The sequence below is a fragment of the Pseudomonas sp. PA-7-1E genome (assembly GCF_021605325.1).
In the GTDB taxonomy this organism is placed as follows: domain Bacteria; phylum Pseudomonadota; class Gammaproteobacteria; order Pseudomonadales; family Pseudomonadaceae; genus Aquipseudomonas; species Aquipseudomonas fluorescens_BV.
Genome location: NZ_WKFA01000036.1, coordinates 42302 through 53210, shown reverse-complemented (window position 1 = coordinate 53210; position 10909 = coordinate 42302). Strand labels below are relative to the sequence as shown.

The window sequence follows — 10909 nt, the reverse complement described above, 5'->3', positions numbered from 1 at the left end:
GGTAATGACAATAACGAGAATAGAGCATCTACAACCATGGCATTACTGACTGAACACGAGCAGCGCCAAGTCGCCGAAGCGATCGCCCGGGTCGAGAAAACCACCGACGCGGAGTTGGTCACCGTGCTGGCGGCGCGCGCCGACGACTACGCCTACATTCCGTTGCTGTGGGCGAGCTTGATCGCGTTGGTGGTGCCGGGTGTGGTGCATTACCTGTCGGGCTACCTGACCATGTACACCTTGCTGGTGGCGCAGTGGGCGACGTTCATTGTGCTGTGCCTGGTGTTCCGCTTGCCCAAGGTCACTACTCGGCTGATCCCGCGTTCGGTACGCCACTGGCGTGCGTCCAACCTGGCGCGGCGGCAGTTTCTGGAGCAGAACCTGCACCACACGGTGGGCAGCACCGGGGTGCTGATTTTTGTCAGCGAGGCCGAGCGTTATGTGGAGATCCTGGTGGATGACGGGATTTCCAAGCGCCTGGATGACAGCAATTGGGACGCTATTGTCCAGGCGTTTACCCAGCAAGTTAAACAGGGGCAGACGCTGGCCGGGTTCATCGCCTGCGTTGAAGCCTGTGGCGAGTTGCTCAAGGTGCATGTGCCCGTTACCCAAACCCGCAACGAACTGCCCAATCGCCTGGTTGTACTCGAATAACTGCTTTTTTGTAGGAGCGAGCTTGCTCGCGAAAAACTCATCGACGCCGCGTTCATTCAGGACACCCGCGTTATCGTTGACGTTTTTCGCGAGCAAGCTCGCTCCTACACAAGGCAGCATCCTTATTCGGGTTGATTGACCGTTGATCAAATAACCCCGTGCCCTGAACCCCCATCCCGCCTAAAATGCCCGGCATTCTTTACCCGAGGCGTTTTTGTTCATGTCCGTCACCGCTCAACCTGCCCGCCCTGCGCCGGATCATCATGCCCAGTTCATCGAACTGTTGAGCGCAAGCTTGGCCCAGAACGCTTTTATCAAGCTGGTGCTGGCCAAGTACGTCGGTGAGGAAGCCGAGTTGCAGCGGCTGATCATCAAGCCGGTGGTGGTCAAGGAGCAGCCTTGCCTGTCGTTCGTCTATCGCTACAAGACCCGCGACATCACCAAGAACTTCCCCTTGGCCGACGGCGTGGCGGCGATCGCCGAGCTGTTGCCCAGCTCGTTCAAGAACGCGCACTTGCTGGCGCTGACCGACGAAGCCCAGTTGGAATACAGCAAGAAGAACAAAAGTTCGCTGTTCAAAAGCAAACCGCAGCAACTGCGCGAAGCGCCTTCAGCCGAGCATAACCGTGAAAAAAATCGCTTCCTCGACCTGAGCCGGCCGTTCCTCTCCGACCTGGGCGTGACCGACGCCAAGCAGGCGCTGATCCCCTCGATGTCGCGCAAGTGGAAGCAGATCAACAAGTTCATCGAAGTGTTCAGCCATGCGCTGACGTCGTCGCCGTTGCAACTCGACCGCCCGGTGCGTGTCGCCGATTTCGGCTCGGGCAAGGGTTACCTGACCTTCGCTATTCACGATTACCTGCGCAATACCCTCAAGGCCGAGGGCGAGGTCACCGGTGTCGAGTTGCGTGAAGACATGGTCACCCTCTGCAACAGCGCCGCTGCGCGCCTGGAGCATCCGGGGCTGGTGTTCAAATGCGGCGATGTACGCAGCGTGGCGCCCAGTGAGCTGGACGTGATGATTGCCTTGCATGCCTGCGACATCGCCACCGACTACGCGATCCACACCGGCATCCGTTCCGGTGCGTCGATCATCATGTGCTCGCCGTGCTGCCACAAACAGATCCGCCTGCAGATCCAGAGCCCGGCGTTGCTCAAGCCGATGCTGCAATACGGCCTGCACCTGGGCCAGCAGGCGGAAATGGTCACCGACAGCCTGCGCGCATTGTTCCTTGAAGCCTGTGGCTATGAGACCAAGGTGTTCGAGTTCATCTCGCTGGAACACACCAACAAGAACAAGATGATCCTGGCGGTCAAACGTGCCGAGCCTGTGGACAACGCGCAGCTATTGGCAAAAATCCAGGAGCTCAAGGCGTTTTATCACATCACCGAGCACTGCCTGGAAACCCTGTTGCGCGGGGATGGCTACCTGGCCTGAAATGGGCGCGGTTCCCTGTGGGAGCTTGCTCCCGTGACGGCCCTGGCGGCCAGCGCATATCTACCTGACGCCCCGCGATCAAATTGTGGGAGCTGGCTTGCCTGCGAAGACGGCCTGACAGCCGACCGGGATGTGGGATCAGACTGAGTACATATCCGTTATTTAGGTAACGGCCACTTAGGGTTCCGCCCTGACGGCGGCTCACTTTGCAAAAGCGGCAAAGTAAGCAAAACGCTCTTGCCCCACCACTCGGCACCTCGCCTAGGCTCGGTGTGCCCGTAATCCGCCAGTGATTTGGGGGGCCGCCGCCACGCGCCATCCATGGCGCGGGGCGGCTAAACCGGCATCCCTGCCGGTTTACCCCCCAAATCCCTGGCGAATTCCGGCCAGCGTGGTTTAACGGGGCGCCTGAGATCAAGATCACAAGCAGATCAAGATCAAGAGCGGCTCGCTTCGCATCGTGGTTACCGGTGGCTGCGGCGAACTGCACAGTTGTGTAGATACCTATGGCTATCGCAGGCAAGCCAGCTCCCACATTTGGAATGCGTGTGTGCTTAGAAGAACCGCGTCACGCTGATCTTCGCATCACGCCCCTTGGTATAGGCACGGTCGCCGCTCAAGGCCGGGCGGAAGTTTTTGTTGAACAGGTTGTCCACCGTGAAGTTCACCTCGGTGCCTTTGAGATATGCCTGCTGCGGCGCCCATTTGGCGAACAGGCCCTGGGTGTTGTAGCGCTTGTTGCCGTACTGGTCGTAGAACACATCGCCGATGCTGGAGCCCGGGCCGCCCGAGTATTTGTCGCTGGGCAGGCGGTCGGTGGCGCCGATGAATTGGCCCATCCAGCCCACCTGGGCATCCCAGGCCGGGATGTGAGTGCCCAGTACCAGCACCCATTTGGTCGGCGGAATATCCCGCGCGGCCACGTCCGGGCCCCAGGGATTGGTGTAGGCGCCTTGGTGCTGGCCCTTGGCATAGGCGAACGACACCGAGCCAAACAGGTAGGTGGAGTTGTAGATCGATTCGAGCTCAACGCCCTTGATGGTCAGGCTGCCGATATTGCGGTAGTTGGACATCGGCCCAGGCGGGCAAGCTGAAGCGATGCTGCCGCCATTGACAGCCTGGTTCTGGCAACCCACGCCGGTGGCCTTGAAGATCTCGTCTTCGACTTTGTTGTGAAACAGGGTGGTGCGCAGTTGCAAGTTGTCGTCCTGGGCGAGCAGGTTATCGAAGCTGGTGATGTTGCCCAGGGTGATCGAGGTGATGCGCTCCGGGTCCAGGTCGACGCTGGTGGCGGTGCGACTGCCCACGCCCTGCACTTCGTATTGTTCGTCGATCACCGGGGCGCGCCAGGTCTGGCTCCAGTTGGCGAACAGCCCCACACTCGGCGTCACGGTCCAGAATAGCGCCAGGCGTGGCGACCAGCCAGTGTAGGTGCGGTCGCTGTAGTCGTGACCCACTGCCGGGTTGTTGTAGTAGGGCGCATCGTTGCCTTCGCCGCGGTTGCGCACATGGTCGTAGCGCAGCGACGGCGTGATCGTCACGTCGCCCAACGTCACCGCGTCCTGGATAAAGAAGCTGTTGGTATCGACTTTGCCGTGGGGCATGAAGCCCGGCTGGAAGTGCCCGTAGTTGTAGCGCGGCGTGTTGTAGGTGGCGCCGGGCATCCACATCTCGGTTTCGCGGGTGTGCTTGCGGATTTGCCCGCCGACCGTCACGGCATGCTGCAAGGGGCCGGTGTCAAACAGGCTGACGTTACGGATATCCAGGAGCTTGTCGGTGTAGGCGGTGTCCATCTTGCGCCCGCCGGTGGCCAACTGGAAAAACGCCGTGGCGTCACGCTCATCGGTCTGCTCGGTGTTGGACTGGGAGTACTTGATGGTCAAGTCCACCAGCGGGTTGTCCAGCGGCTGGTATTCATACTTGCCCGACCAGGTGGTGTCGACCGTGTCACGGTGGGCGAGGAAGCGCTTCAACGCGCCTTCGTAGCCGTAGCGGTCGATGTTGAACTGGGTCGGTGGCGTGGGGTAACTGGCGGCGGAAAACGGGGTCCAGCGGTTGCTGTGGGAGCGCGAGTATGACAGCCCGACACTGTGCTCATCGGTAAAATGCGCGTTGACCTTGAACAGCTTGCCGTCCACATCCTGGGCGCTGTTGGGCAGGCGCTGGGGGTTGATCGGGTACTCATTGTTGTCGTTGGGCAATTTGGCGGCCACCTTCATATCGCCGCCGTCGCGTTGGGTCAGGTAGGCCAGCGCATCGAAACGGCCGTCGTCGGTACGGCCATAGACGGCACTGCTGTAGACCTGTTCATGGTCGTTGCTGGAGTAGCCATATTTGAGCATCGCACCGCTGTTGCGGCCGTCCTTGAGCAGGTCCGGGGCGTCCTTGGTGACCATGTTGACCGTGCCGCCGAAGCCGCCATTACCGGTGAACGGCGAGTTGGGGCCTTTTTCCACTTCAATGCGCTTGATCAGCTCGGGCTCGATAAACACCGTGCCTTGCTGGTAACGCTCAAAGCCTGTCTTGGTGGCACCGTCAACGGTCAGCGGCACGTCTTCGGCATCGCCGAAACCACGGATGTTGATGGTCTGGCCGCCGGGCTTCAGCGAGCCGCCCTGGCTGACACCGGGCAAGGTCTGCAACAGGCTGGGAATGTTATTGGACTGGTAACGGTCGATGTCGGCCTGGGTCAGGGTGGAGCGGTTGACGGTGCTGGCGTTTACCTCATTGCCGGTACCGATCACGCTCAGGGTGTCCAACTGGATTGCACCACCGGTGGTGGTTTTGCCCTCGTCGGGGCGCACCACATAGGTACTGCCGACCTTGATCAGGTTGAGCTCACCGTTTTTGAGCAGGGAACGGATGGCCACTTCCGGGGTGTAGTCACCGTCAAGCGCTGGGGCCTGCACGTTCTTGAGCAGGGTTTCATCGAACAGCAGCTGGATTTTCGCTTGCTGGGCCACCAGGCTCAGGGACGTGGCCAGCGACTGGGCCGGCAGGTGCAGCTTGAACGACTCGGCTTCGGCGCTGAGGCTCAAGGCCAGGCACGTAGCCATGAGTGTCGGTCGAATAAACAGGTGCGAAGCGTGGCAAGGCGCGCGAAACATGAAATCCCCCGGAGCGGCTAAATAGCCAAAAAGGTGTGCGTATCAAACACAGACAGGAGGAAGACGGGGCAGGCAAAAAAAACCACACATGCGAATGCAAAATATTCTCATGTGTGGTTTCTGCCGTTTATTTGCTCGGCTCGATTCTCATGATGCCATCCGCCGAGAGCACGGTTTTCACTGGCAACAGCGCGGGCAAGGCGTTGAGCAGGGCGTCCGGGTCGCTCACATCAAGGTTGCCCGACACCTTGAGCTGCGCGACGGCCTTGCTGACCTGCAACGGCGCCTGTGGACGGTAGAGGCTCAGTTCGTCGATCAGGCTGGCCAGCTCTCGATTGCGAAACGACAAATGCCCGCTGCGCCAATCGGCGATCTCTTCGGCGCTGAGGCTTTGCGATTGCACGGTGCCTTTGGCGTAGTTGTATGAGGCCCGTTGCTGGGCGCCGAGCAGGGTGACGGGGCTTTCGCCATTTGGCGCGAAAGCGACCTGGCCATGGGCAACGCTGACCACCAATTGCTGCTGCCCACGGCGCACATCGAAAGCCGTGCCCACCACCCGTACGCTCGACTCGCCGGCCTGCACGTAGAGGGGGCGTTCCTTGTCGGCGGCCACTTCGATGTACAGCTGGCCTTTGTCCAGATGCAGCACCCGTTGATGGGCGCTGAAGTCCACGCGGATATGGGTGTTGGCATTCACATACAAGGTACTGCCATCTGGCAGATTCAAAGTGCGCATGCCCTTGGCATGGGTGGCAACCTGGTTGTGATACAGCTCGCGCGGTGCGCCGATAGAGGTCGCCAGCACGGCGCAGAGCAGAGCAGCCGCCATCGCCAGGGCAGGGCGCCAAAGGCTGGGCTTGCGCTTGGGCAGTGCCAACGGTTTGTTCAATTGTTGCAACTGGGCGAGGTCGGCCCACAGCTGTTCGAATTCGGCATAGGCGCGCGCATGCGCGGGCACCGCCTGCCAGTCGGCAAAGGCTTTACGGTCGGCGCGGCTTGCTTCGTTGCGGTTGCGTGCAAACCAACTGGCGGCTTGGGCGTCGATGCAATCGCTCGCTTGGCTGTCCAGCGCGTCTGTGTCGCTCGGGCGGTTCATTCTGGCTGCTCCGTGCCGGGGGCGGGTTGAAGGCGGCGCTTGCAGTGCAGCAGGGCAAAGGCGATGTGCTTTTCCACCATGCTGGTGGAGATGCCCATGCGCGTTGCTATCTGCGCCTGGCTCAAGCCTTCGAAGCGGTGCAGCATAAGGGCTTCTCGTCGGCGCGGCGAGAGTTCGGCAAGGACTTCTTTCAACTGTTCCAGGCGTTGCAGGCGAAGGGCGGCGGCCATGGGGTCGTTGTGCTCGTCGGTGACCGGCTCGGCATCCATTTCGGCGTGATCAGGGTGGACGGTTTGCCGTACCTTCTGTTTGCGCCAGTGATCGCGCAGCAGGTTGCGCGCCATCTGGAACAGAAACGCTCGTGGCTGCTCGACCTTGGCACGGTCGCGGTAGCCCAGCCATTGGGTAAATACATCCTGGGCCATGTCCGCCGCGTCGCTGGCGTTGTCCGTGCGTTTACGCAGGAAATACAGAATGTCTGCATAAAACCCGCGACAGGCATCGGCCGCCGACGGGTCGGGCTGGGGACGAGACATGGATACCCTTCTTGACGAAGTACGACGTGGAAAAGTCGCGAATGATATCGAGAATTATTGTCATTTATCTCCAGCTAAATAGGTCTCCCGTGTTTGGCTGGAAAAAATTGGGGCATGGCCTTTAATCCTACAAGTTTGGGAGCGATATCCCACTCAAAGGAGAAAGTCATGGCTGGATGGTATGAGTTGAGTAAAAGCAGTAACGGGCAGTTTCGTTTCGTGCTTAAGGCGGCGAACGCAGAAACCATATTGACCAGCGAGCTTTACACCACCCGCGGTGCTACTGAAGCCGGCATTGCTTCAGTGCAGGCAAACAGCCCACATGATGAACGTTATGAGAAAAAAGTGGCCAGCAACGGCCAACCGTTCTTCAACCTCAAGGCGGCCAATCATCAAGTGATCGGCAGCAGTGAGCAGTACACCTCTACAGCCGCACGAGACAATGGCATTGCCAGCGTCAAGACCAATGGTCCCAGTGTCACTATCAAGGACAAGACCTGACGGTTGTGCAAGAAGACCTGCGCCCGGCTCGTGAGAGCCGGGCGTTTTTTATACCGATGACAGCAACGCTTTGAGCTGTCCGATCCCTGCCTCACCCAACGGGAACACCGGCAAGCGCGGATTACCCACCTCCAACCCGGTCAAGCGCAACCCGGCCTTGATCGTCGCCGGCAGCCCGCCTTTGAGGATGAATTGCAGCAAGGGCAACTGTCGGTAGAACAGCTCCCGCGCCTTGCTCAAATCATCGGCCAGTACGGCCTGATACAAGCTCAGGTTCAGTTGCGGGATCAGGTTCGGCGCCGCGGTGCACCAGCCTTTGGCGCCAGCCGCGAAGGCTTCCAGCGCCAGCGGGTTGCAACCGTTGTAGAACGGCACGTCACTCTGCAGTTTCAACTGGTGCATGCGCTGGATGTCGCCAGTGCTCTCCTTGACCATGGTCACGTTCTCGACCTGCTTGAGGATACGCAGGATCAGCTCCACCGACATGTCGGTGCCGCTGGTGGCCGGGTTGTTGTAGAGCATGATCGGCACGCCGATGCTGTCGCCGATGGCGGCGTAGTGAGCGAGGATTTCCGCGTCACTGAGTTTCCAGTACGAGGCCGGCAGCACCATGACCACATCGGCGCCGTGCTCTTCGGCGTAGCGGGCGCGGCGCACGGCCTTGGCGGTGGTCAGGTCGGACACGCTGACAATGGTCGGCACGCGCTTGGCGACTTTCTTGATGCTGTAGGCGCTGACTTCATCCCACTCGGCATCGCTCAGGTAAGCGCCTTCGCCCGTGCTGCCCAAGGGCGCAATGGCGTGGACGCCGCTGTTGATCAAGCGGTCGATGGAGCGCCCGAGGGCGTCGAGGTCAACGCGCTGGCCGTCGGCGCTGAAGGGCGTGATGGTGTAGCCGATGATGCCGTGAATGGTTGGGTTGGACATGGGGGAAACTCCGGTCGAAAAGGGGGGCAATCAGTTCAGGCAATCGGCGTGCTTGCGCAGGTTTTGCCGGGCGTAATAGTTGAACGCGGCGCCGTGGCGTTTGGGTTTGGAGATCCAGTCGTGGGCCTCGCGCCCCAGCTCCGGCAGGATCGGTTTGACGGTACCAGCAGACATCGCCAGCAACTGCAACTTGGCAGCCCGTTCGATCAACTGCGCAATCACGCAGGCTTCTTCGATGCTGGCCCCGGTGGACAACTGGCCGTGGTGCGAGAGCAGAATGGCGCGCTTGTCGCCCAGGGCCGCGGTGATGATTTCCCCTTCTTCATTGCCCACCGGCACGCCGGGCCAGGCCTCCAGGAACGCGCAATCTTCGTACAGCGGGCAAAGGTCCATGTGCGACACCTGCAACGGCACTTCCAGCATCGACAGCGCGGCAATGTGCGTGGGGTGTGTGTGGATGATGCAGTTTACATCCGGGCGGCCGCGGTACACCCAGGTGTGAAAACGGTTGGCGGGGTTGGGAATGCCATGGCCTTCCAGTACTTCGAGGTCTTCGTTGACCAGCAACAGATTGCTGGCCGTGATTTCGTCAAAACCCAGGCCCAGTTGCTGGGTGTAGTAGGTGCCGGGCGTCGGCCCACGTGCGGTGATCTGCCCGGCCAAGCCGGAGTCGTGGCCGTACTCGAACAGGATTCGGCAGGTCAGCGCCAGCTTTTGCCGGTCGGTCCACGTATTATCTGCCAGGCTGTTTTGCATCTGGCTCAGTGCTTGCCTGACCAGTTGGTCTTTTGGGAGTGCTAATGTCTTGGCCATATCGGTGTCCTTTGGGTGGTTCAATGGACGTCGGATTTGCTGGTCGCCCGCTGCTCGCAAGGTCGTTGGGTGAATGCAAATGACACTAAAGATGCTATATGACACTTTGTGTCATTGGCAAGCCTGTCTCATCGCTTTCTGCAGGGATTAACCGCAGCACATGTCTATCCGCTTGAAAATATTAAGAAAAAAACTTGGCGTGACCCTGGAGGCCTTGGCCGAAAAATCCGGGATGACCAAGAGTTACCTGTCGAAAGTCGAACGCGGGATTAATACGCCATCCATCGCTGCGGCGTTGAAACTCGCCAAGGCGTTGAACGTGAAGGTCGAAGAACTGTTCAGCGAAGACAACGTCAGCCTCGACAGCTACAGCCTGGTGCGTAGCCATGAGCGGCCCGACACCTCGCCGGGTTATGCGGTGCTGGCCCATCAAGTCAGCGAGCGCAGCTTGTTGCCGTTCATCATCTACCCGCCGGCGGAGTTCACCGACAAGACCTTCAAGGAGCACCTGGGGGAGGAGTTTTTATTCGTGCATGAAGGCCAGGTTGAGGTGGATTTCATGAGTGAGCGCGTGCTGTTGGCGCGCGGTGATGCGCTGCATTTCAACGCGCAGAAACCCCACCGGATTCGCTCGGTGGGAGAGGTGCAGGCGCAGTTGCTGGTGGTGGTGCACAGCGCTGAGGAGTGAGACTGAGCCCGACTTGAAATGCATTCAATGTGGGAGCTGGCTTGCCTGCGATAGCGGTTTATCGGTGCCCAATCTGTCGCTGACCCACCGCCATCGCAGGCAAGCCAGCTCCCACATTTTGCTCAGCGTTCTACAGGGACGGACAATGCCGGATTGCCCAGTGGGTGCGTACGCGCGGTAAAGAACCTCAGTTCCACATTAGAGCCCTCGAACAGCTCCAGATACCGCCGCTTCTGCTGACGAACAAACCCATCACTGCGCCCCGACACCGAGATCGCCAGGGTGCTGATGCTGGCCTGGCCGATAGCATCCACCAGGTGTTTATCCTGCGGCCCCAAGTCATGGCCGAAGATGCACAGCGCGCCTTCATGGCTCAACAGCTGTTCATAACAGAACGACAGATAATCCGAACTGCGGATACTTTTGAGTTTCTCCTGCACCTTGCCTTCACTGACAAACAGCGGCACATCGTCGAGGGTCTTGATCGTGTTGTTGATGGCAAAACTGCTGAGCAGGGTGCTGTCGGTGGACGGCAATTTGCGCGCCGTGCCGTCGAGGTTGCGCACCAGGTGCAGGCCTCCGTGCAGGTACAGGATGCGGGTGATGTCGGTGCGCGTATTGCGCAGGTCGAAGCTTGAGTCGGCGCTGCGAAACAGGTCGTCGATACCCGGTGCGTGCAGGGTCGCCCAGTAGTTGAGCAAATCGTAGTTACTGGTGAAGACGGTGGCGTAGGTGGCCAGCTCCGCGTTGATCGTCGCCAGCGTCGACGGTTGCACCAGGCGCCAGGGAATGTGCACGGCATGGATGGTGTTGATCAGTGCTTCCTTGATCGCGTAGTAACGGTTACGCGGCGCCGCCGAGCTGACCGCCAGGGCCTTGTTGACCCGGCTGGTGGTTTTCAAGGCGCCCAGGGCTTGCTCGAAACTGCGGGTTTGCAAGGCGTCGAACACGCTGAGCTCGGAGGCGCTCAGGGGTTTTTCTTCGACGGTACGGGCGTTTTCGAACAGCGAGTCGTAGGCAAAGTCTTCCCAGATCGTGCGGCTGGCGCCGTTGCCGATCAGAATCCCGCTGAAGTCGACGGCAGCGCGCAGGGAGCTCCAGTCTTCAAGGTGGGCGTCAATATCCTGGAAATCCTTCATTGCGGCGGGT

10 protein-coding genes are annotated in these 10909 nt (G+C 60.0%); 4 read left to right on the top strand and 6 right to left on the bottom strand.

The window, feature by feature from the left end:
* The first annotated feature begins 36 nt into the window (after positions 1-36).
* Both GIW79_RS20385 and GIW79_RS20380 read left to right on the top strand, forming a co-directional pair.
* A complete protein-coding gene (locus tag GIW79_RS20385; protein WP_034126537.1) occupies positions 37-654 on the top strand; it encodes a TPM domain-containing protein in 618 nt (205 codons plus the stop codon).
* A 220-nt stretch (positions 655-874) separates the two neighbouring features.
* Positions 875-2092 (top strand): class I SAM-dependent methyltransferase, encoded by a 1218-nt coding sequence (locus GIW79_RS20380; RefSeq protein ID WP_034126538.1) that lies wholly within the window; start codon positions 875-877, stop codon positions 2090-2092.
* A gap of 554 nt (positions 2093-2646) precedes the next feature.
* Here GIW79_RS20380 and GIW79_RS20375 read toward each other — a convergent pair.
* The 3 genes from GIW79_RS20375 to GIW79_RS20365 form a co-directional block, all read right to left on the bottom strand.
* On the bottom strand, positions 2647-5199 hold the full coding sequence (locus GIW79_RS20375) for a TonB-dependent receptor (protein ID WP_329605973.1): 2553 nt from the start codon (positions 5197-5199) through the stop codon (positions 2647-2649).
* Positions 5200-5326: 127 nt separating this feature from the next.
* Entirely contained in the window at positions 5327-6295 is a 969-nt protein-coding gene (locus tag GIW79_RS20370) for a FecR family protein (RefSeq protein ID WP_057975651.1), read from the bottom strand.
* Positions 6292-6831 (bottom strand): RNA polymerase sigma factor, encoded by a 540-nt coding sequence (locus tag GIW79_RS20365; protein ID WP_034126541.1) that lies wholly within the window; start codon positions 6829-6831, stop codon positions 6292-6294. The genes GIW79_RS20370 and GIW79_RS20365 overlap by 4 nt, the downstream gene beginning before the upstream one ends.
* 168 nt (positions 6832-6999) lie before the next feature.
* Here GIW79_RS20365 and GIW79_RS20360 point away from each other — a divergent pair, with 168 nt between their 5' ends.
* Entirely contained in the window at positions 7000-7332 is a 333-nt protein-coding gene (locus tag GIW79_RS20360) for a YegP family protein (protein ID WP_054917601.1), read from the top strand.
* A gap of 48 nt (positions 7333-7380) precedes the next feature.
* Here GIW79_RS20360 and GIW79_RS20355 read toward each other — a convergent pair whose 3' ends face one another.
* On the bottom strand, positions 7381-8259 hold the full coding sequence (locus GIW79_RS20355; RefSeq protein ID WP_057975652.1) for a dihydrodipicolinate synthase family protein: 879 nt from the start codon (positions 8257-8259) through the stop codon (positions 7381-7383).
* Positions 8260-8289: 30 nt separating this feature from the next.
* Entirely contained in the window at positions 8290-9072 is a 783-nt protein-coding gene (locus tag GIW79_RS20350; RefSeq protein ID WP_236454101.1) for an aldolase, read from the bottom strand.
* A gap of 160 nt (positions 9073-9232) precedes the next feature.
* Between GIW79_RS20350 and GIW79_RS20345 the strand changes: the two genes are divergently transcribed.
* A complete protein-coding gene (locus GIW79_RS20345) occupies positions 9233-9760 on the top strand; it encodes a helix-turn-helix domain-containing protein (protein WP_236454098.1) in 528 nt (175 codons plus the stop codon).
* 122 nt (positions 9761-9882) lie between these two features.
* Here GIW79_RS20345 and GIW79_RS20340 read toward each other — a convergent pair whose 3' ends face one another.
* Complete coding sequence (locus GIW79_RS20340) at positions 9883-10899, bottom strand: DUF4917 family protein (protein ID WP_236454095.1); 1017 nt, start codon at positions 10897-10899, stop codon at positions 9883-9885.
* Between the last annotated feature and the right edge of the window lie 10 nt (positions 10900-10909).

Bases quoted from the DNA above. Each gene is read 5' to 3' on its own strand.
- GIW79_RS20345 (WP_236454098.1), top strand. From the start codon at position 9,233: ATGTCTATCCGCTTGAAAATATTAAGAAAAAAACTTGGCGTGACCCTG.
- GIW79_RS20350 (WP_236454101.1), bottom strand. From the start codon at position 9,072: ATGGCCAAGACATTAGCACTCCCAAAAGACCAACTGGTCAGGCAAGCA.
- GIW79_RS20370 (WP_057975651.1), bottom strand. From the start codon at position 6,295: ATGAACCGCCCGAGCGACACAGACGCGCTGGACAGCCAAGCGAGCGAT.
- GIW79_RS20360 (WP_054917601.1), top strand. From the start codon at position 7,000: ATGGCTGGATGGTATGAGTTGAGTAAAAGCAGTAACGGGCAGTTTCGT.
- GIW79_RS20375 (WP_329605973.1), bottom strand. From the start codon at position 5,199: ATGTTTCGCGCGCCTTGCCACGCTTCGCACCTGTTTATTCGACCGACA.
- GIW79_RS20380 (WP_034126538.1), top strand. From the start codon at position 875: ATGTCCGTCACCGCTCAACCTGCCCGCCCTGCGCCGGATCATCATGCC.
- GIW79_RS20340 (WP_236454095.1), bottom strand. From the start codon at position 10,899: ATGAAGGATTTCCAGGATATTGACGCCCACCTTGAAGACTGGAGCTCC.
- GIW79_RS20365 (WP_034126541.1), bottom strand. From the start codon at position 6,831: ATGTCTCGTCCCCAGCCCGACCCGTCGGCGGCCGATGCCTGTCGCGGG.
- GIW79_RS20385 (WP_034126537.1), top strand. From the start codon at position 37: ATGGCATTACTGACTGAACACGAGCAGCGCCAAGTCGCCGAAGCGATC.
- GIW79_RS20355 (WP_057975652.1), bottom strand. From the start codon at position 8,259: ATGTCCAACCCAACCATTCACGGCATCATCGGCTACACCATCACGCCC.